The sequence below is a fragment of the Azonexus sp. genome (assembly GCF_049652925.1).
GTDB lineage: Bacteria > Pseudomonadota > Gammaproteobacteria > Burkholderiales > Rhodocyclaceae > Azonexus.
The window spans coordinates 1-19645 of the sequence record NZ_JBASFI010000001.1 but is presented as its reverse complement, the minus strand read 5'-3'; the positions used below and the strand labels follow the sequence as shown (position 1 = coordinate 19645).

Here is a 19645-nt window from a genome sequence, read left to right as displayed (position 1 = left end):
GCATCGCGCCAGTAGCAATAGATGCTATGTTAATTTAATCATATTTAAATTCTCTGACGCTTATCAAACTATTAGCAAAGAACGCCGTCATTCAGATTAAGCACCCGATCCGCCCTTGCTGCCAGGCGCTGATCGTGCGTTACGACGATCAGGCTGGCTTGCTGCTCGCGCACCCGATCGATCAGCAGGCCAAAGACGACAGATGCTGTATGACTATCAAGATTGCCGGTTGGTTCATCGGCAAGTAAACATGACGGATCGCTGACCAGGGCACGGGCGATGGCGGCGCGCTGGCGTTCGCCGCCAGAAAGTTCACCGGGGCGATGCTCCAGCCGATGACCGAGACCGACGGCAGTCAGTATCTCGCCCGCCTTGGCCAGTGCTGCACCGCGTTCCATGCGACGAATCAGCAGGGGCATGGCGACATTTTCCAGTGCCGAGAACTCGGCCAGCAGATGGTGGAACTGATAGACGAAACCGAGGTGCTGGTTGCGCCAGTCGCCACGGGCAACCTCGCCGAGCGAAGAAAAATCGCGGCCCATCAGCGTCACGTCGCCTGCCGACGGCGTATCCAGCCCGCCCAGCAAATGCAGCAAGGTGCTCTTGCCGGAGCCGGAGGCACCAACTACGGCGACCGTTTCGCCGGGATTGACCTGCAGATCGATACCGGACAGCACCGGCACTTCCAGCCCGCCGCCACGAAATATTTTGGACAGCCCGCGGGCGATCAGAATGGGTTCACTCATAGCGCAAGGCCTCCGCCGGATTAACGCGGGAAGCCCGCCAGCTGGGGTATAGCGTCGCCAGCAAGGCGAGCACGAAGGCGATCAGCGTGACGCCCCAGACGTCGCCCCACAGCAACTCGGAAGGCAGGTCGGAGATGTAATAGACCTCCTTCGAGAGGAAATGCACGCCGAGCATCTGTTCGATGAAAGGCACGACGGTATCGATATTGAGAGCCAGCAACACGCCACCGACGATGCCCAGGCCGAGGCCAATGAAGCCAACCAGCGCGCCCTGCACGACGAAGACAGCCATGATCGACAGCGGCCGCGCCCCCAGCGTGCGCAGGATGGCAATGTCGGCCTGCTTGTCGGTAACCGCCATGACCAGCGTCGAGACGAGGTTGAAGGCGGCGACGGCGACAATCAGCGAGAGGATGATGAACATCATGTTCTTCTCGATTGCCACGGCGCGGAAGAAATTCGCGTGGCTCTTCGTCCAGTCGCTCAGGTAGGCATCGGCATCGATGTAGCGGACCAGTTCGCGGGCGATGCGCGGCGCCTGGAAGAGGTCGTCGACCTTGAGCCGCACGCCGGTCACCCTGTCCTCCATCTGGTAGAGCTTCTGGGCGTCTTCGAGGTTGATCAGCGCCAGCCCCGAGTCGTACTCGAACATGCCGACCTCGAAAATACCGACGACCTTGAACGACTTCAGCCGCGGCATCACGCCGGCCGGCGTCACCGTGCCCTGCGGCGCGATGAGCGTCAGCTTGTCACCGGTAAAAACTCGCAGCGAACGGGCCAGATCTGAGCCCAGCACGACACCAAACTCGCCCGGCCGCAGGTCGTCGAGGCTGCCGCTCTGAATGCTCTTGCGAAAATCCGCAACGCGGTCCTCCTGATCGGGAATGATGCCGCGCACGATGGTGCCCTTGACCGTGCCATCAACGCTGAACATCCCCTGCGACTGGACGAAAGGCGCGCTGGCGCGGACTTCCGGATGCTTGGCGGCCTGCTCGGCGACCAGTTGCCAGTTCGGCAACTCACCATTGATGCCGGTGATCTGGATGTGCGAAGCAACGCCGAGAATGCGCGTCCGCAGCTCCTTCTGGAAGCCGTTCATGACCGACAAGACGACGATCAGGGCGGCAACGCCGAGGCCGATGCCGAGCATGGAAATCAGGGAAATGAATGAAATGAAGTGATTGCGTTTCTTGGCGCGCGTGTAGCGCAGGCCAATCAGCAACTCGTAGGGTAATGCCATCGGTATTCCCGCAATGCAACAAAACCGCTATGGTACACGCACCCGGAAAAAGCCGGCCCATCAACCTGTTCAGGAAGCTTTCGCAATGATCGTCACCAATATTGAAACCGTACCCGGCCAGACCATCGTCAAGCACCTCGGCCTGGTCAGCGGCAACACCGTGCGCTCCAAGCACGCCGGTCGCGACCTGATGGCCGGCCTGAAAAACATCTTCGGCGGCGAACTCAAGGGCTACACCGAATTGCTCACCGAATCGCGCGAGGAAGCTGTGCAGCGGATGATCGATCAAGCCAAAGCAGTCGGTGCCAATGCCATTGTCAACGTGCGCTTCTCGACGTCATCGGTCGCCGCCGGCGCCGCCGAGCTGTACGCCTACGGCACCGCCGTCGTCGTGGAATAACCATGTACGACCTGATATTTTTCGCCGTCCTGCTGCTGCTCGGCTACGTCTTCGGTCAACGCGCCGAAAAGAGCCATTTCCGTTCGATCATCGAACGCGAAAAGCAGCTGCGCGACATCCTGGTCTTTTCCGAGCGACGCATTCCCGACGAGGACAAACTCGACGGCACCCTGGTCTGCGGCAGCGTTGTTGTTTCGGTCGACTTCTTCAAACGCTTCGTCGCCGGCCTGCGCAATCTTGTCGGCGGCCGCGTCAGCGCCTACGAATCCCTGCTCGAACGGGCCCGCCGCGAGGCCATCCTGCGCATGAAGGAAGAAGCGCGACGGACCGGGGCAAAGAGCATCTGGAATACCCGCCTCGAAACATCGTCGATCTACAAGGGGGCGCAGCAGAGTATCGGCGCGGTCGAAGTCCTGGCCTACGGGACCGCCGTCAAACCGCGCTGACCAGATGGCCGAATACGAAAATCCGGTGATTCCGGAGGGCATCAATGTCAGCTCGACCCACCCGCTCAAGGATTTCGCCCTGCTCGTCGCCGGCATCAGCGCGCTGATCATCGTCGCGGTGCTGGCCCTGTCGCTGCTCGCCGGCCAGCTTGCCCGCCACATCCCGTTCGCACAGGAACGGGCCTTGGCAGCAAGCCTTGGCCGCTGGCTGCCGGAGCCGCCTGATTCGGCGGTCGCCCGGCAGCGCCAGCAATATTTGCAAACCTTGACCGACCGCCTGGCCAACGCAATGGCCCTGCCGCCGGACATGCCGATTACCGTGCATTACTCGTCGAGCAAAACGGTCAATGCGATGGCCACGCTAGGCGGCCACGTTGTCGTCTTCCAGGGCCTGATCGATACCCTTCCCAGCGAAAATGCGCTGGCCATGGTCCTGGCCCACGAAATCGCCCACGTCCGCCACCGCGACCCGGTTGTCGCCATGGGCCGCGGTTTTGCCGTCATGCTCGCCCTCTCCAGCCTGGCCGGCTTCGGCGACGGCGCACTGCAGCAATGGCTGGGCGGTGTCGGCATGCTGCCTATCCTCTCCTTCAGCCGCAGCCAGGAGGAAGCCGCCGACAGCACCGCGCTGCAGGCAGTACTCGACCTCTACGGCCACGTCGGCGACGCCGCCGCCTTTTTCGAGGCAGTAGCCGAGCGCCAGTCGGCGGCACATACACCGACGATGTTCAACACCCATCCCGACGTTGACCAACGAATTGCCCGCATCCGCGAATTCTCGGCGCGCCATGTGAAGCCGGAACAGGCTCCGGCGACGCCCCTGCCGGCCTTCATGAAGGCCACCTGACCGGCGATGCGGCGCCGCCTGCCGGCCGATGATAGACTCCCGGCTTCCCCAGCCTGAAGCCCTCCCCGTGCGCCTTACCCTGCTTGTCCCCGAACTGATCTGGCCAGAACCGAACGACCAACTGACCCTCGGGAAACTGGCTGCCCCCGGCTTTGAATGGCTGGCCGCCCATGCTGAGTTTTCCCGCCTTCCGCGCCGTGCCTTCGAACACAACCTGGCTGACCACTTCGGGCTGACCGACGCGCCTTTCGGCGCCCTGCGCCTGCTTGGCGAAGCGGGGAAAAAGCAGGTGAGCGAAGGCAACTGGCTGTGCGCCGACCCGGTTCACCTGCGCTTTCATCACGAACGCATTGTCCTTGCCGATGCCGGCGCATTCGAACTCGAACTGGAAGAAGCGCAGGCCATCACGGCCGCCCTGAACTCGGAATTTGCCGACATCGGGCGATTTCATGTCGCCACCGCCCGCCGCTGGTATCTGCAATTGCATTCCACGGTCAACGAGAAATTTGCCCCAATTTCAACAATTGCCGGCCGTCGCCTCGATAGCGACCTGACCGACAAGAACGGCCGGCTCAACCGCTGGCTCAACGAAGTGCAGATGTTCCTGCACGGCCACCCGATCAACGAGCGCCGTCAGGCCGAAGGCAAGCCGGCCGTCAACAGCGTGTGGCTGTGGGGCGGAGGGCCGCTGGCCGAAGTGCCGGCCCCGCACTTTTCCGCCGTGTGCAGCGACAATCCGCTGGCCACCGGCCTGGCGCTCGCTGCCGGCATCGAGGCCCCGCCCTGCCCGGCCAGCCTGAGCGCCCTGCTCGCCGACGCGGCGCCCAACGACAACCCGCTGGTCGTCCTCGACAGCCTGCTGCCGCCGGTGCTCTACGAAAACAGCGAAGACTGGCGCAACGCCTTCGCCGCGCTCGAACGCGACTGGTTCGTCCCGCTGCGCGCCGCGCTCGGCAGCAAGGTCGAAAGCCTGAGCATCATCGCCCCCACCATCTACGGCCAGTTGACCTGGACGCTGCACGGCAAGGACCGCTGGAAATTTTGGCGCAAGGGTCGCCCGCTGCAGAGCATCGCCAAAGAATTGGCTGAAAATCAGGCCGAAGGAACGCCCCCGTGACCAACATCACTACCCGCAGCGCACCACAGCGCGTCGTCTGGCAACTCGAACAACAGGGCCTGCACCCGCTGCTCGCCCGGCTCTACGCCGCACGCGGCATCAAGGACAAATCCGAACTCGACTACGAACTCAAGTCGCTGATTCCGCCCACCGCGCTGACCAACGCCACCGCCGCCGCCCAGCTGCTGGCAGACGCCATTGAGGCCGAGGCGAAAATGCTGATCATCGGCGACTACGACTGCGACGGCGCCACCGCCACAGCCGTCGGCATGCGCGCCCTGAAGTCGCTTGGCGCCGATGTCGATTTCCTGCTGCCCGACCGCTTCAAGCTCGGCTACGGTTTATCGCCGGAAATCGTCGATGTCGCCGCTCAGCAGTCGCCTGACCTCATCATCACCGTCGATAACGGCATTGCCTCGCTCGAAGGCGTCGCCCGCGCCCAGCAACACGGCATCGCGACGCTGATCACCGACCACCATCTGCCGGCCGAAACCCTTCCCGAGGCCGATTGCATCGTCAATCCCAACCAGCCCGGCTGCGACTTCCCGTCCAAATGCATCGCCGGCGTCGGCGTCATGTTCTACGTCATGCTCGCCCTGCGCGCCGAACTGCGCGAACGCGGTTATTTTGCCGAACGCCCCGAACCCAATTTCGCCACCCTGCTCGACCTCGTCGCGCTGGGCACCGTCGCCGACGTCGTCAAGCTCGACCGCAACAACCGCATCCTCGTCAGCCAGGGTCTCAAGCGCATGCGCGCCGGCCAGATGCAGGCCGGCATCGCTGCCCTCTTCAAAGCCGCCGGTCGCGATCCGAAGAAGGCCACGGCGATGGACCTCGGTTTCATCCTCGGCCCCCGCCTCAACGCCGCCGGTCGCCTGGCCGACATGCGCCTCGGCGTCGAATGCCTGCTCACCGACGACGCCAGCCGCGCCCTGCAGATCGCCCAGGAACTCGACACCCTCAACCGCGAACGCCGCGAAATCGAATCCGGTATGCAGGAACAGGCTTTGATCCTGCTCGAATCCCTCGACGCCAACGACGCCACGCCTGGCATCGCGCTCTTTGACGAAAGCTGGCACGAAGGCGTCGTCGGCATTCTCGCCTCGCGCATCAAGGACAAACTGCACCGCCCGGTCTTCGCCTTCGCGCCCGGCGAAGGCGGCATCGTCAAAGGCTCCGGCCGTTCTATCCCCGGCCTGCACCTGCGCGACGCCCTCGACCTCGTCGCCAAACGCGCCCCCGGCCTGCTCATCCGCTTCGGTGGCCACGCCATGGCGGCCGGTGCCACGGTCAACGCCGAAAACTTCGAAAAATTCAAAGAACTATTTGCGCAAGTTGCCGGCGAACTACTCGCCCCGGCCGACCTGACCCGCACGCTGGAAACCGACGGCAACCTCGAAGACAGCTACATCTCGCTGGCCACCGCCCGCCTGCTCGAAAACGAAATCTGGGGCCAGGGCTTCCCGGCACCGCTGTTCATGGACGATTTCGAGGTCGAACAGCAACGCGTGCTCAAGGACAAACACCTCAAGCTACGCCTGCGCAAAGGCGATACCCGCATAGACGGCATCCAGTTCAACTTCAGCACCCAGCCTGGCAACCGCACCTGCCTCGCTTACCGGCTGACCATCAACGAATACATGGGCGTCGAAACCCCGCAGCTGATGGTTGAACATATTGAGGTGAGGCCCTAGCTCCCATCCATATAGCCGAGCGTGCCGGCAAGGGGTTCAGGGCAGAACCCGCTACTTGGCGAAGACGATCTTGCGCTTTTCGTCCACCTTACCCAGATAGTAGATATCGCCCTCGCCCTTGAGGATGGTGGCACACCATGTTTCGTGAACCGACTTCCAGTCTACGTCGAAGCAGTACTTGCCTTCATCGTTGACCTTCCAGGTTCCAGCATTGCCGGTTGTCCGAGAGCCGGTACCGCTGCCAAATATCTTGTTGTTCGTGGTCGCATACAGGGTGCCATCAGGCTCGTTGGTCCAGTGGCGCTCGCTCCCGCCAGCATTGATGTGAGTCACCTTGGTGCCGGGCAGGAATGACAACAATTCGTCCCGGGTCATTTTCACGGCAACATCCTGGGCAAAAACATTCATCGCCACAAGTCCTGCAAGGGATGCAAAAAGAAGTTTTGACATGGCTTTTTCCTTTCCAGAAACGACAGCAAGAACAGAATACTCATTTGATATTAGGCCTATATCAAGTTGCTGCTGGAAAGATTTGTCGATATCAGTCCCTCAATAACGAACCCCGTCCGGCGGCACAAACGAATTCAGGACATGCAGGTAGGACGCCCGGGCAAAGGTACTCGGATTGGGTGAATTTTGCTGGCTCATCGAGCCTTTCATCTGGGCGACCGAGGTGTATTCGCGCTCGCGCAGCCAGTTGGTCATACCTTGCAGCATTTCGCTGAGTGCCTGCGGGCCGCGTTTGAGCAGGGCGCTGGCCATGTGCACGACATCGGCACCGGCGAGAAGCATTTTGAGCGCGTCGGCTGCCGTGTGTACGCCGCCGGTGGCGGCCAGCGACAGGTTGGTGCTGCCGCGCAGGATGGCGATCCAGCGCATGGCGAGCAGCGTGTCGGCCGAGGACGACAGTTGCACGCGGTCGACGACGCTCAGGGTTTCCAGGTCGATGTCCGGCTGGAAGAAGCGGTTGAACAGGGAGATGCCGGCTGCCCCGGAGGCTTCGGCCTGATGGACGAAATGCGGCAGCGAGGAGAAGAAGGGCGACAGTTTCATGCCGACTGGAATGGTCACCGCGCCCTTGAGCTCCTGCAGCAGCGAAATGTGGTGATCCTCGATCGCCTCGCCGGAAATCTTCGGATCGCTCGGCATGTACCAGGCGTTGAGCTCGAGTGCATCGGCGCCGGCCGACTCAAGCTCCTTGCCCAGTTCGACCCAGCCGTTCAGCGTCGAGCCGTTGAGGCTGGCGACGACGGGGATGGACAGACGCGACTTGAGGCGGAGGATTTTTTCGAGATAGCTATCAAGCCGGCTTTGGTAATCATGACCAAAAGGCAGGTGGCCGGCCGATTCGCCGAAGGTGTCGGGATGAACGAGGAAGCGGTCGATCATCCGCTCGTCGTGGCGAACATCCTCCTCGAACAGCGAGTGCATGACAATGGCCGCGGCACCGGCATCTTCGAGGTGGAGCACGGCATCGAGATCATGGCTGAGCGGGCTCGATGACGGCACCAGCGGGTTCTTCAGGTGCAGGCCGAGGTAGGTTGTGGACAGATCAGGCATTTGGCTCTTCCTTCTTGTCGGCGGCCTCCTGGGCCTCTTTGACTTTTTCGTCGATGGCGGCTTCGGGCAACACCATTTCCGAGAGTTCGACATATTCCTGATGGCGCAGGCGGGCGTCCTTGCCGGCTTGGGCCATGAAGTAGACCGACGCGTCCGGCTTCAGTCGCTCAAGAATGGTAAAGCGTGCCTCGTTACGGGCGAAATCGCTGAACGGGATGCTTGGCGCGGCGCTGTCGACCGTTAGCGGATTTTCGCCCTGCTGACGTCGGCGCGGGTCGTAGCGGAGCAGCGGCCAGTGGCCGGACTTCACGGCCAGATCCTGCTGGCGATGGTTGTTCGACAGATCGACGCCATGCGCGATACACGGGCTGTAGGCGATGATGATCGAGACGCCGGGATAGCTTTCGGCATCGAGGAAGGCCTTGAGCGTATGGACATCCTTGGCACCGTAAGCGACCTGGGCGACGTAGACGTTTTCGTAGTCCATGGCGATGCGCGCCAGATCCTTCTTGCGGTTGGGCTGGCCACCGGCCGCAAACTTGGCGACGGCGCCGCGTGGCGTGGCCTTGGAATTCTGGCCGCCGGTGTTGGAATAGACCTCGGTATCGAGCACCAGAATATTGACATCCTCCCCCGACGACAACACATGGTCGAGGCCACCGAAACCGATGTCGTAGGCCCAGCCATCACCGCCGATAATCCACACGCTGCGGCGGATCAGGTATTCGGCCACTGCGGCGAGATGGTCGGCGGCCGGCGAACCAATGGCCGACAGCTTTGCCTGCAGTTGAGACACCCGTTGGCGCTGGTCATGGATGCCGGTTTCGCTTGTCTGGTCAGCGTTCAACAGCGCCTGCACCTGGGCGTCACCGATTTCCAGCGCCATGGCGCGTAGTTGCACGCGTGCCGTTTCGGCCAGTTGGTTGGTGGCAAGGCGCATGCCGAGACCGAACTCGGCGTTGTCCTCGAACAGCGAATTGCTCCAGGCCGGGCCGCGGCCGTTGGCGTCGGTGGTGTACGGCGTGGTCGGCAGGTTTCCGCCATAGATCGATGAACAGCCAGTAGCGTTGGCGACCAGCATGCGGTCACCGAAGAGCTGCGTGGCCAGCCGGATGTAGGGCGTCTCGCCGCAGCCGACACAGGCGCCGGAAAACTCGAACATCGGCTGCAGCAGCATCGAGCCGGGAATGGTGTTGCGCTTGGCAACGGTGCGGTCGTAATCGGGCAACTTGAGGAAGAAGTCCCAGTTCTCGGCTTCCGGTGTGCGTAGCGGGGCCTGTTCGGCCATGTTGAGCGCCTTGCGCGAAACATTCGACTTGTCGCGAATCGGGCAAACCTCGACGCACAGCGTGCAGCCGGTGCAATCCTCGGGCGCCACCTGGTAGCTCATCTTCCAGCCGGCCGGGTAATCCTTGCTGCGGATGGCCATGGTCTTGAACGTCGCCGGCGCCTCGGCAACCAGTTCGGGCGGGTAAGCCTTGGCACGGATGGCCGAATGCGGGCAGACGAAAACGCACTTGCCACACTGCGTGCACAGGTCGGTTTCGAGGACCGGTATTTGCAGCGCCAGATTGCGCTTTTCGTATTTGGCCGTGCCGGTCGGGAAGGTGCCGTCGATCGGGAAGACCGACACCGGGAGACTGTCGCCCTTGCCGGCGATCATCGGCAACGTGAGCTTGCGGACGAATTCGGAGGCTTGTTGGACGGTGCGTTCGGGAATGCGAATGTCGGAGACGGCATATTCGGCCGGCACAGCCACTTCATGCAGGCAGACCAGCGTCTTGTCGATGGCCTTGTAGTTCAGTTCGGCGATGCGCCGGCCCTTGCGGCCGTAGGTCTTTTCGACGGCATGCTTGATCGCGGCGATGGCTTCGTCCTGCGGCAGGATGCCGGAAATGGCGAAGAAGCAGGTTTGCATAACCGTGTTGATGCGCCGGCCCATGTCGGCTTCGAGAGCGACCTGGTAGGCGTCGATGACGTGAAAGCGGATGCGCTTGGCGATCATCTGCTGCTGCATTGCAACTGGCAGCGTAGCCCAAACCTTGTCGGCCGGCACCGGCGAGTTGAGCAGGAAGACAGCGCCCGGCGCGGCGTGGGCCAGCAGGTCGTGGGTTTCCAGGAAAAGCGGCTGGTGGCAGGCGATGAATTTGGCATCGCCCTCGCCGGTCAGGTAGGTGGCACGGATCGGCTGCGAGCCGAAACGCAGGTGCGAGACGGTCATCGCCCCCGACTTCTTGGAGTCGTAAACGAAATAGCCCTGGGCGTGCAGGTCGGTTTCGTCGCCGATGATCTTGATCGAATTCTTGTTGGCCGAAACGGTGCCATCCGAACCCAGGCCGTAGAAGACGGCGCCGAAGGTCTCGCGCACGGCGTCGGTACGGAACGCGGCGTCGTAAGGCAGCGACAGATGCGTCACGTCGTCGTTGATGCCGACGGTGAAGTGGCGCTTGCCCATTCCCACGGTCAACCGGAAAAACACGGCAAAAACCATAGCCGGTGTGAATTCCTTGGAGGCCAGCCCGTAACGCCCGCCGAGCACTTTCGGCAAGGTGGCGAAACGCGGCGACTCGCTACCGACATTTTCGGCCAGCGCGACCAGTACATCCTTGAACAAGGGCTCGCCATCGGAGCCAGGTTCCTTGCAGCGATCAAGAACAGCGATGGCCTTGGTCGACAGCGGCAAGGCAGCAAGCAAGGCTTCCGGCGCCCACGGCCGGTAGAGGCGAACCTTGAGCAGGCCGACTTTCTCGCCCTGCCGATTCATGTGCTCCACGGTTTCCTGTGCCGTTTCGGCCCCGGACCCCATCATGATGATGACGCGCTCGGCATCGGGTGCGCCGACGTAATCGAACAGCTTGTATTGCCGCCCGGTCAGCTCGCCGTACTGGTCCATGGCCTGCTGGACGACGCCCGGGAAGGCATCGAACCACGGGTTCTGCGCTTCGCGGGCCTGAAAGAAGACATCGGGATTCTGCGAACTGCCACGCAACACCGGGTGTTCCGGCGACAGGGAGCGGTGACGCAAGGCGGCGATCTGCTCCTGCGGCATCATTTTGCGCAGGACGTCGTCGTCGACACCGGTAATCTTGGCCACCTCGTGCGAGGTGCGGAAACCGTCGAAGAAATGCAGCACCGGCAGGCGGCCGGCCAGCGTCGCCGCCGAGGCAATGGCCGCCATGTCCTGAGCTTCCTGCACCGAATTCGACGAAAGCAGCGCGAAGCCGGTGCCGCGCGTCGCCATCACGTCGGAATGGTCGCCGAAGATCGACAGCGCGTGCGTCGCGATGGCGCGGGCGGCGACGTGGAAGACCGTCGGCGTCAGTTCGCCAGCGATCTTGTACATATTGGGGATCATGAGCAGCAGGCCCTGCGACGCCGTGAAGGTCGTCGCCAGCGAGCCGGCCTGCAGGGCGCCGTGGACAGTACCGGCGGCGCCGCCTTCGGACTGCAGTTCGACGACGCGCGGAACGCAGTCCCAGACATTGGTTTTGCCTTGCGCTGCCCATTCATCGGACAGTTCGCCCATGCCGGACGAGGGAGTGATCGGGTAAATCGCGATCACTTCGGAAACGCGGTAAGCCACGTTGGCGACGGCTTCATTGCCGTCGATGGTCAGCATCTTGTTCATGTTCAGTCCAGCCCCGAAATGTGTGCCGCCCAGGGAGAGTACTCTCCTCTCCTCTTAATGTTGCGGCGCAACAACCCCATTCTACGCCCGTGTGGCGGGGAGTTATGCCATCGGAGACGAAAAAAATGCATACCAAAACGCCACATGATTGCGCCACCTAAAGCTTTATAATGTCCGGTTTTCAAGTATCTGGACGCCCGACCATGGAAGCCGAACACATCAACAGCATCTCCAACAAGCTCGACGATCTGGCGCAGCGCGCCGCCGAGCTGCGGAGGTATCTTTGACTACGATCAGAAACGCGAGCGCCTGACCCTCCTCACCCAGGAGATGGAAGACCCGAAGATCTGGGACGACGCCAAGCGTGCCCAGGAACTCGGTCGCGAGAAGAAATCGCTGGAAAACATCGTGCTGGTTCTGGAAGAAGTCCAGTCCGGGCTCGACGACGGCCGCGAATTGTTCGACATGGGCAAGGAAGATGGCGACGAAGAGACGCTGCTTTCCGTCGAGGCCGATAACGCCGAACTGGAAAAAAAGATCGCCGCCCTCGAATTCCGCCGCATGTTCAACAACCCGATGGACCCGAGCCCGTGCTTCCTGGAAATCCAGGCCGGCGCCGGCGGCACCGAAGCTCAGGACTGGGCCTCGATGCTGTTGCGCATGTATTTGAAATATGGCGAGAAAAAAGGGTTCACCGTGGAAGTCATGGAAGAATCCGAAGGTGAAGTCGCCGGCATCAAGGGCGCTACCGTCAAGTTCACCGGCGACTACGCCTACGGCACGCTGCGCACCGAAACCGGCATCCACCGCTTGGTCCGCAAATCTCCGTTCGACTCGGCCGCCCGCCGCCACACCTCGTTCACCAGCATCTTCGTCTTCCCGGAAGTCGATGACTCGATCGAGATCAACATCAACCCGTCCGACGTGCGTACCGACACCTACCGCGCTTCCGGCGCCGGCGGTCAGCACATCAACAAGACCGACTCCGCCGTGCGTCTCACCCACGTCCCGACTGGCATCGTCGTCCAGTGCCAGAACGACCGTTCGCAGCACCGCAACCGCGACGAAGCCTGGCAAATGCTGCGCGCCCGCATCTACGAGTTCGAATTGCGCAAACAGCAGGCCGAGCAGCAGAAGCTCGAAGACGCCAAGTCCGACATTGGCTGGGGTCACCAGATTCGCTCCTACGTGCTCGACCAGAGCCGCATCAAGGATCTGCGCACCAACCACGAAACCGGCAACACTCAGGGTGTGCTCGACGGCGATCTCGATCCGTTCATCGAAGCCAGCCTGAAACAGGGCGTCTAAGTCGGTGATCGCCAGCCCATGAGGCAACTCCTCAAACGGCTGGCGATCGCGTTTCTACTGCTGTTGGTTGCCGGTTTAGCGCTGGTCCTGCTCGCTACCGACGAAACAGCGCTGGTCGACCGTGGCGAGGCTATCTCCCCGGATTCGGTCGCTCAGGCAAAACGTCTTTTGGCCAACAACGACCCGCGCCGCCAACAGGCTGGCGAAGTCCGCACGGTAACGATCCCGGCCGCGCTGATCGACGAAGCGACCAACTATGTCGCAAGCCGATACCTGAACGGCCGGGGCTCATTCAGCCAAACCGAAAGCAACGGGGATATTTGGACAAGCATCGCCGTGCCGGGCAAGCGTTTCCTGAATTTAAACACCCGTATCCAGGCCATCAACGGCCAGCCCAAAATCACCCAGGCCAAACTTGGCTCTCTCGAACTACCGACCACGCTGGTCGAATTCGCCATCGCAAGGATGGTGGCCACCTATGGCTACGACAAAGAATGGCAACTGGCAGCAAAAGCCATCCAGAAAATCGCTTTCGAGCCGAATGCAGGCACTATTTCCGTCACCTACATCTGGGAGCCGATGATTCTTGATCGAGCCCGCGCCGTAGCCATGCAGGAAGATGACGTCAAACGCCTGCACACCGCTCAGAAATCGCTCGCCGCACTCGTCGCACATCGCGCCACAGGTTCCCGGATCACGCTGGCCGAAATTCTGGAAGCGATAATCCCTGTTGCCGGTGGCGACACATTCAAGCAAGGCCGAGCCGGCCTGCTGGTTTTAGCCAGCCTGATGGCGGGAAAGGATCTGGCTGCACTGGTTCCGGCCGCCAAAGGCTGGCCACGCGTTCGCTGGGTACACGTCACCCTGGCCGGGCGCCATGACCTTGCCCAGCATTTCTTGATTTCGGCCACCCTGGCAGCGTGGGCAGGAGAGCCGGTGGCTGACGCCATCGGCCTTTACAAGGAACTCGAAGATGCTCGCCATGGCAGCGGTTTTTCCTTTATTGACCTGGCGGCCGACCGAGCGGGAACCCGCTTTGGCACAATCCTGACCAAGGACCCAGAGCGCCTGATCGACACCATGAAAAACAACTTTGGCGACAAACAACTGCTCCCACCCGTTGCCGATCTGCCGGAATTCCTGCACCAGGAGGAATTTGAACGGCGGTTCGAAAACCGTGAAAGCCCAGCTTTCCAGGCCATGCAAGTTGAAATCGAACGCCGCCTGGACACCCTTGCGCTCTATCGCTGAATCAGGACCATGCCCGACAACCTGTTTGCCAACCTTCCCCCGCTCGGCGCAACCGAGGAGCAATTCACACCTCTGCTCAACGAACCGGGCCTGATCGTTCGGCGCATAGTGTCAACCGGACAATCCAGCCCACCAGGATTCTGGTACGAGCAGCCGGAAGCCGAATGGGTGCTATTGATCAGCGGCGAGGCCGCGCTCCGCTTCGAAGACGAAACCGTCGTGCATCGCCTGAAACCAGGTGACTATCTTGATATTGCTGCCGGACGTCGCCACCGCGTCGACTGGACAACGCCCGATGCACCAACCATCTGGCTAGCCATACACCGGCCCTTCGTCGATTAACACTACGACGCCACTGGTCTCAGACGCAACGCTCGCAGCAAGGCCTTGACCCCCCGCTTCAGCGGTCTTCCCACGACATTCTTCAAGCCATGAAAGATGCCCCGACGAGTTGAGGTATTGAAGGCCAGGAAGCCGTAATACTCACGCGAGTCCTTCATCCACCCGCCTTTGTAATCATCTTCCCCATAACCAAAGTCGATTCGTTCGACATGATCATTGTCGAGGACGTGGGCAATCATGAAATTAGTCAGCACCACGCCAACCGAAAGATGCTTGTAGTCCTCGTGATAACCCAGACGAGCACAATGAGCCACGCCACCGGTGACAATCCAGAACTGCGCCGCCACAGGTACCCCGTCAAGGCGCAGGATGCCAAAGCGCAGACAAGCTTTCGTCGCCGTCAAACGAATCAAGCCGAGCATATCGTCTGAAACCATGCTCTCAGCCTCCTTCCAGCTTGCCAGAGAAACGCTGACATAGTCTGCAATAGCCGCCTCCAGACCCGCAGAGTCCCGATGGAGCGCAAACTCCAGCGCCCCACTTTTTTCCAGCGCCCGTTGTCGCCGTCGGATGCTGTAACGCAGATTCGCGCTGCGGCTCGTCAGATAAGCCTCGTAACTCATCCCGGCCGTATTTTCATAACGGTTATAGGAATTGCTATAGATCTGCGTCACGAATCCCGCACGCCTCAAGGCTCGATGCAGCACTCTTCCCTGCTCGGCATCGGTCTGAACCGGCCATAGACGCAGCATATCGACCGGTAGCTCGGCAAGCCCTTCCCCTCCCGTCCGGAAAGAACGCAGCAGATGTGTTAGCAGGGTCTCTTCATCATCACACTGCTCAGCGAACATGAATGCAACGGTTGCGTAATTTTCAGGATGGCTGATTGACCCAAGCGTCCGTGCGCCAAACGCCGAATAGTCGAGCTGGCAGGCCCGCAAAGGCATCAAGAGCACGGGCTCGCCATTTTCAACGCGCTCAAGGGCATAAACTCTGACTTGATGCCCGGTCTGATAAAAATGGGTCATCAGATGCGTAAACCACGCCGGTGAGCGGAAGAAATCATGCATTTCCGCCGCCGCAACCAAGGCACGATGAGCTATCGGCAACTCATGAAACCCGTTAAAACATCGAACCCTGAACATTGCCCCAAACCTCAGCGTAATTTTTTAAATTCCGTCATGCCGCCATGATATTGGCAAAACAACGCGATCAATACCCTTCTATCGGGCAAAATCACGCTATCAATTCAAAAGCCAAAACACGCTGCGATGCTCACCCAGCTCCCGGACAAAACAGCCTGGCCAAGTCAAGACGACGCTGGCTACATCGGGCTTCCCGTGCAAACAAGGGCCTGGATGCAGGCGCGGACCAACCTGGTGCCCGCAGAAGCAATCCGGACTTTCTCGATCAATTGCGGAGAACAGCCAGCGGCCGTGGCACCATTCGTCGCATATCAAAACTGGCTGCGCGAACTCCCCAGCATGTTCGAGCCCAGCGATTTGATCTGGAGCTCCCAAGAAAGCCTGTACCGACTTGCCAAGAAAATAGCCCGCCAGTCCATGCCATTGCAACTGGAACGGATTCCGGCTGACTCGCCGACGATTCCGGCCTTGCGGCGCGCCTACCGGGGACGAGGTCTGGTCATAACCCGTCCGGCCATGCCAACGCCGGTTATTGACCTCGCCCTCAAGGATTTCGAAACAACACTAACAACAAGGCGACGCTCAGACTTGAGACGTGCCGAACGGCAAGCGCATGAATTTGGCGAAGTACGCTATGAACTGCACACCCCTCGCTCAGCGGAAGAATTGGACGCATTGATGGCCGAAGCACTCAGCGTTGAAGGACGTAGCTGGAAGGTTGCAGCCGGAACGTCGCTCACGACCGATGCGGTACAGGGCAGTTTTTTCACCCGCTTCACCCAGGCCGCCATGAACGAAGGTCACTTGCGCATCGCCCTTATGCGCATCGACGGTCAAGCGGTTGCGATGCAGATTGCCTGCGAATGGAATCAACGCTTCTGGCTCTTCAAAATCAGCCATGACCAGGCATTCTCGGCCTGCTCTCCGGGTCAATTGCTGATCCAGCACACCTTGCGCCAATCGATGGAACGCGGTTTGCTGTCCTACGAGTTCATGGGCATCAAGGATCGCTGGACCGAACATTGGACAAAAGTTCAACGACGCTATGTGCACCTTTATGCCATCCCGTTCAATCCAAAGACTTTCAAGATGTTAGCCAAACGCCTGGCACATTCGGCTTACGGCAGATTTCGTCGATTCGCGAGGTAGGTATGCTTAAAGCCCGTATCCGCCAATTGGCGAAGACACCATTGAACCTTGCACTGCATGCCGCGGGCAGAGCATACGTTCCCGGTTACGAACTCCGTGATGCACTCGCTACCGCCCATCGACTGCTGACCGACAACGCCAGCATTACCCTTGGCTACTTCCATGGCGCCTTCGAGCCCCCAGGAAGAATCACCGGGATCACGCATCAAATCATCGAGGCCGTCGCAGCGCAGCAACCCAAGGGATATCTATCGATCAAGGCCCCCGCGCTAAATTACGACGCGGCTCTTCTGGCGGGCATTGTGAATAGCGCAAATCAGCACCACATTCTTGCCCACTTCGACTCGCATGAGCACTTCACGGCCGAAGCCACCATGAACTGCGTCCGTCAGGCGGTTTCACTCGGCGGCGACGTTGGCCTAACCATTCCCGGGCGCTGGCAACGCAGCCTTGATGACGCCGATGAGGCAAACGCCCTGGGCGTTCGAGTGCGGGTAGTCAAAGGCGAGTGGGCGGACCCTGGTGCCCCGCACATCGATCTGCGCCAAGGATATCTCGATGTAGTCGACCGGCTCGCCGGCAAGGCCCGGCAGGTCGCTATCGCCACACATGACCCCTGGCTTGCCCGTGAATCCTTGTCACGCCTGCAAAAGGCGGGAACAAGCTGCGAACTGGAATTGTTGAACGGCCTCCCTCGCCGGGAAATGCTGGGCCTTGCCAAGCAATTCAATGTCCCTGTTCGTTTCTACATTCCTTTTGGCATCGCCTGGCGCCCCTATGCCTTGAGCAAAGCCCTGGAAAATCCACGCATCATCGGCTGGCTCGTGAAGGATGCCGCGCAAGGCTTATTCGCCAATCTGAAAAAACGCATGGTCAAATAGTCCTCGCTGATCGTGCGCTGACAAAGCCATCCGGAAGCCGCTATTTCTTGATCGGCTGATTGCGCCCGGAAAGTTCGTCGCTCATGCGCATGGCTGCGTCGCTGATCAGACCAGTCGGATTCCGGCTGCAATATTGATTCAGTTTCAATTCCAGCGTACCGCTCGAAAAGCTGGAAACCTGCTGGCTTGGCAAGGCGTAGTTATGACCGGTCAAGAAGCCACGCACCCAGACAACGTAAGCGGCCCGCAGGTCGGGGTTGTCTTTCGACTTGTTCCAGGTCAGGCAGGACATGTCGTCGAAACCGAGAAGGTTCACTGGCGCCGCCATGGCGTTGCCGATCATCAGGCCGGCGCCGGCAGCAAGGATCAAGCGGATCAATTTTCGTCTGTTCATACAGCGAGTATATGTCCGACGGTGCGTACAGCGATACCGATACAGGCACCGAGGGCAGCCGGTTTCCACACTGCCGCGATACGCGGCCCGGCCGAAATGAGCACCGCCACGCCCGGCAGGTCGAAGGGCGAAATCAGGAACCCGGCGCTGGCATTGAGCAGTTCGGCGCTGATCTGACCGGCTTTGCGCATTTCATCCATGACGCCCATCATCGCCGTGCCGCCGGCCATGTACTTGGTCAGCGTCGGCAGGATCAGCGCGCTGTCGATGGAAGCGGCGGTTAAAACCGGCGCCAGCAGGTGCGTCAGGGCATCGATGGCGCCCCCGGCACGCAGCGCGGTGACGACGACCAGCGACAGCACGAGCATCGGTATCGCCCCGACGGACAGCTTGAACGCTTCGGCACCAGCGCGGTTGATGACATCGAGAACGCCCTTGGCGCTCTCGGCGACCGGATGGTGCAGGGTTTCGTCGAGCCGGCTCTCGCTGCTCGAAAGCGTCCGGCCGAACAGGTAATAGGTCGCCGCCGCAGCGGTCAGGCCACCAATCAGCGAATAAGTCAGGGTCAGCGCCAGATCGAGGCCCATGGTCATCATCGGCAGCGCCGCGTTGGCCTGCGACATGGCGAAGACCATGGCCAGCGTGGCAGCGATGTGGCGGTCGGAGGCGCCACGCTGTTCCATCATCGTCAGCGTCGCCATCGGTGCGGCGAAGCTGACGAAATTGATCTGCAGGGCGGCGAATACGCCCAACCCGGTCAAGCCGACCGGCTTGAGCAGCGGGGCGAGACGGGCGACCACCCAGTCGAGGACGCCTCGTGCTTCGAGCAGGCGCATTAGCGAGAGCATGACGACCATGACTGGGAGCAGGACGAAGAAGGCCAGTTCGACGGCGGAACGGCCGGCTTTGAGGATGATTTCGATGAGGATTTCCATAAGGGGGGATTATTGCATTGGCGGATGTTGGTTGTTGTATTGGCGAGTTCCCTTGATCCTCTGAATTGGCTTGGGGTTCCGTCTTGCTGGCGGGCGTACTTTTTCTTGCTTCGCCAAGAAAAAGTAGCCAAAAAGAAGGCGACCCCGGGGGCAGCGCCGGCTACGCCGGTCCCTTGCGCTACTCGGAACGCCGGGCGGCTGGCTAAACTCGCCTGCGGCTCAGACAACGCCAGCCGACTGCCCCCGGCATTCCTGCGTTGCTCAGCGCCTTCCACGGGGACCCCAAAGGCGTCCGGGCTCGACCGGTTTGCCCCAAAAATTACATTCCCACGGTCAACCGGAAAAAAAGTCCAAAATTGAAATCCAAAGGTTCAGCGTGGACGCCTTACCGGGCCCCTTGAGAGGTGCCGAGCAACGCAGGAAGGCCGGGGGCAGTCGGCGAGGACTGTCTGAGGGGCGCAGCCCCGAGTTCCGCAGCCGCCCGGCGTTCCGAGTAGCGCAGGGAACCGGCGTAGCCGGCACCGACCCAGGGGTGGCCTTTTCTTTGGCTACTTTCTTTTGG

18 protein-coding genes are annotated in these 19645 nt (G+C 60.9%); 10 read left to right on the top strand and 8 right to left on the bottom strand.

Translation table 11 applies throughout. From position 1 onward, the window contains the following. Positions 1–71: 71 nt before the first annotated feature. Positions 72–746 carry a lipoprotein-releasing ABC transporter ATP-binding protein LolD gene (gene lolD, locus WBK19_RS00090; protein WP_511285788.1) on the bottom strand — a complete coding sequence of 225 codons (675 nt, stop codon included), beginning with the start codon at positions 744–746 and terminating at the stop codon, positions 72–74. Beyond that, on the bottom strand, positions 739–1986 hold the full coding sequence (locus WBK19_RS00085; protein WP_511285786.1) for a lipoprotein-releasing ABC transporter permease subunit: 1248 nt from the start codon (positions 1984–1986) through the stop codon (positions 739–741). Before WBK19_RS00085 ends, lolD begins: the two co-directional genes overlap by 8 nt. Before the next feature lie 85 nt (positions 1987–2071). On the opposite strand from WBK19_RS00085, the gene WBK19_RS00080 reads away from it, so the two are divergent. The 5 genes from WBK19_RS00080 (at position 2072) to recJ (ending at position 6490) form a co-directional block, all read left to right on the top strand. Further along, positions 2072–2386 (top strand): YbjQ family protein, encoded by a 315-nt coding sequence (locus WBK19_RS00080; RefSeq protein ID WP_310493674.1) that lies wholly within the window; start codon positions 2072–2074, stop codon positions 2384–2386. 2 nt (positions 2387–2388) lie between these two features. Further along, positions 2389–2832, top strand: a complete 444-nt coding sequence (locus WBK19_RS00075; RefSeq protein WP_511285784.1) for a YbjQ family protein — start codon at positions 2389–2391, stop codon at positions 2830–2832. A gap of 4 nt (positions 2833–2836) precedes the next feature. Continuing rightward, entirely contained in the window at positions 2837–3679 is an 843-nt protein-coding gene (locus WBK19_RS00070) for a M48 family metallopeptidase (protein ID WP_511285782.1), read from the top strand. 67 nt (positions 3680–3746) lie between these two features. Then, positions 3747–4796, top strand: coding sequence for a hypothetical protein (locus WBK19_RS00065; RefSeq protein WP_511285780.1), 1050 nt, complete (start codon positions 3747–3749; stop codon positions 4794–4796). After that, complete coding sequence (recJ, locus tag WBK19_RS00060) at positions 4793–6490, top strand: single-stranded-DNA-specific exonuclease RecJ (protein WP_511285778.1); 1698 nt, start codon at positions 4793–4795, stop codon at positions 6488–6490. The genes WBK19_RS00065 and recJ overlap by 4 nt, the downstream gene beginning before the upstream one ends. 51 nt (positions 6491–6541) lie before the next feature. Here recJ and WBK19_RS00055 read toward each other — a convergent pair whose 3' ends face one another. The 3 genes from WBK19_RS00055 to nifJ form a co-directional block, all read right to left on the bottom strand. Then, on the bottom strand, positions 6542–6940 hold the full coding sequence (locus tag WBK19_RS00055; RefSeq protein WP_511285776.1) for a DUF995 domain-containing protein: 399 nt from the start codon (positions 6938–6940) through the stop codon (positions 6542–6544). Positions 6941–7039: 99 nt separating this feature from the next. Next, entirely contained in the window at positions 7040–8050 is a 1011-nt protein-coding gene (locus tag WBK19_RS00050; protein ID WP_511285774.1) for a dihydroorotate dehydrogenase-like protein, read from the bottom strand. Continuing rightward, positions 8043–11678 carry a pyruvate:ferredoxin (flavodoxin) oxidoreductase gene (gene nifJ, locus WBK19_RS00045; protein WP_511285772.1) on the bottom strand — a complete coding sequence of 1212 codons (3636 nt, stop codon included), beginning with the start codon at positions 11676–11678 and terminating at the stop codon, positions 8043–8045. The genes WBK19_RS00050 and nifJ overlap by 8 nt, the downstream gene beginning before the upstream one ends. Before the next feature lie 203 nt (positions 11679–11881). Here nifJ and prfB point away from each other — a divergent pair. The 3 genes from prfB (at position 11882) to WBK19_RS00030 (ending at position 14579) form a co-directional block, all read left to right on the top strand. Further along, positions 11882–12986, top strand: a protein-coding gene (prfB, locus tag WBK19_RS00040; protein ID WP_511285770.1) for a peptide chain release factor 2 whose coding sequence is annotated in 2 segments (ribosomal slippage) — positions 11882–11962 and positions 11964–12986 — 1104 coding nt in all. Because the reading frame shifts where the segments join, the coding sequence is not laid out codon by codon here. Between the two features lie 18 nt (positions 12987–13004). Beyond that, a complete protein-coding gene (locus tag WBK19_RS00035) occupies positions 13005–14237 on the top strand; it encodes a hypothetical protein (RefSeq protein WP_511285768.1) in 1233 nt (410 codons plus the stop codon). A 9-nt stretch (positions 14238–14246) separates the two neighbouring features. Then, positions 14247–14579, top strand: a complete 333-nt coding sequence (locus tag WBK19_RS00030; RefSeq protein WP_511285766.1) for a cupin domain-containing protein — start codon at positions 14247–14249, stop codon at positions 14577–14579. Between the two features lie 2 nt (positions 14580–14581). Here the strand turns inward: WBK19_RS00030 and WBK19_RS00025 are convergent, their stop codons facing one another. Then, positions 14582–15649, bottom strand: coding sequence for a GNAT family N-acetyltransferase (locus WBK19_RS00025; RefSeq protein WP_511285764.1), 1068 nt, complete (start codon positions 15647–15649; stop codon positions 14582–14584). A 201-nt stretch (positions 15650–15850) separates the two neighbouring features. Between WBK19_RS00025 and WBK19_RS00020 the strand changes: the two genes are divergently transcribed. Next, positions 15851–16873 (top strand): GNAT family N-acetyltransferase, encoded by a 1023-nt coding sequence (locus WBK19_RS00020; protein WP_511285762.1) that lies wholly within the window; start codon positions 15851–15853, stop codon positions 16871–16873. 2 nt (positions 16874–16875) lie between these two features. Then, entirely contained in the window at positions 16876–17754 is an 879-nt protein-coding gene (locus WBK19_RS00015) for a hypothetical protein (RefSeq protein ID WP_511285760.1), read from the top strand. 40 nt (positions 17755–17794) lie between these two features. On the opposite strand, the gene WBK19_RS00010 is transcribed toward WBK19_RS00015, so the two are convergent. After that, a complete protein-coding gene (locus WBK19_RS00010; protein WP_511285758.1) occupies positions 17795–18148 on the bottom strand; it encodes a hypothetical protein in 354 nt (117 codons plus the stop codon). Next, entirely contained in the window at positions 18145–19083 is a 939-nt protein-coding gene (locus tag WBK19_RS00005; RefSeq protein ID WP_511285756.1) for a nucleoside recognition domain-containing protein, read from the bottom strand. The genes WBK19_RS00010 and WBK19_RS00005 overlap by 4 nt, the downstream gene beginning before the upstream one ends. Positions 19084–19645: the final 562 nt, after the last annotated feature.

Bases quoted from the DNA above. Each gene is read 5' to 3' on its own strand.
- lolD (WP_511285788.1), bottom strand. From the start codon at position 746: ATGAGTGAACCCATTCTGATCGCCCGCGGGCTGTCCAAAATATTTCGT.
- WBK19_RS00085 (WP_511285786.1), bottom strand. From the start codon at position 1,986: ATGGCATTACCCTACGAGTTGCTGATTGGCCTGCGCTACACGCGCGCC.
- WBK19_RS00080 (WP_310493674.1), top strand. From the start codon at position 2,072: ATGATCGTCACCAATATTGAAACCGTACCCGGCCAGACCATCGTCAAG.
- WBK19_RS00075 (WP_511285784.1), top strand. From the start codon at position 2,389: ATGTACGACCTGATATTTTTCGCCGTCCTGCTGCTGCTCGGCTACGTC.
- WBK19_RS00070 (WP_511285782.1), top strand. From the start codon at position 2,837: ATGGCCGAATACGAAAATCCGGTGATTCCGGAGGGCATCAATGTCAGC.
- WBK19_RS00055 (WP_511285776.1), bottom strand. From the start codon at position 6,940: ATGTCAAAACTTCTTTTTGCATCCCTTGCAGGACTTGTGGCGATGAAT.
- WBK19_RS00050 (WP_511285774.1), bottom strand. From the start codon at position 8,050: ATGCCTGATCTGTCCACAACCTACCTCGGCCTGCACCTGAAGAACCCG.
- nifJ (WP_511285772.1), bottom strand. From the start codon at position 11,678: ATGAACAAGATGCTGACCATCGACGGCAATGAAGCCGTCGCCAACGTG.
- WBK19_RS00035 (WP_511285768.1), top strand. From the start codon at position 13,005: ATGAGGCAACTCCTCAAACGGCTGGCGATCGCGTTTCTACTGCTGTTG.
- WBK19_RS00030 (WP_511285766.1), top strand. From the start codon at position 14,247: ATGCCCGACAACCTGTTTGCCAACCTTCCCCCGCTCGGCGCAACCGAG.
- WBK19_RS00025 (WP_511285764.1), bottom strand. From the start codon at position 15,649: ATGCATGATTTCTTCCGCTCACCGGCGTGGTTTACGCATCTGATGACC.
- WBK19_RS00020 (WP_511285762.1), top strand. From the start codon at position 15,851: ATGCTCACCCAGCTCCCGGACAAAACAGCCTGGCCAAGTCAAGACGAC.
- WBK19_RS00015 (WP_511285760.1), top strand. From the start codon at position 16,876: ATGCTTAAAGCCCGTATCCGCCAATTGGCGAAGACACCATTGAACCTT.
- WBK19_RS00010 (WP_511285758.1), bottom strand. From the start codon at position 18,148: ATGAACAGACGAAAATTGATCCGCTTGATCCTTGCTGCCGGCGCCGGC.
- WBK19_RS00005 (WP_511285756.1), bottom strand. From the start codon at position 19,083: ATGGAAATCCTCATCGAAATCATCCTCAAAGCCGGCCGTTCCGCCGTC.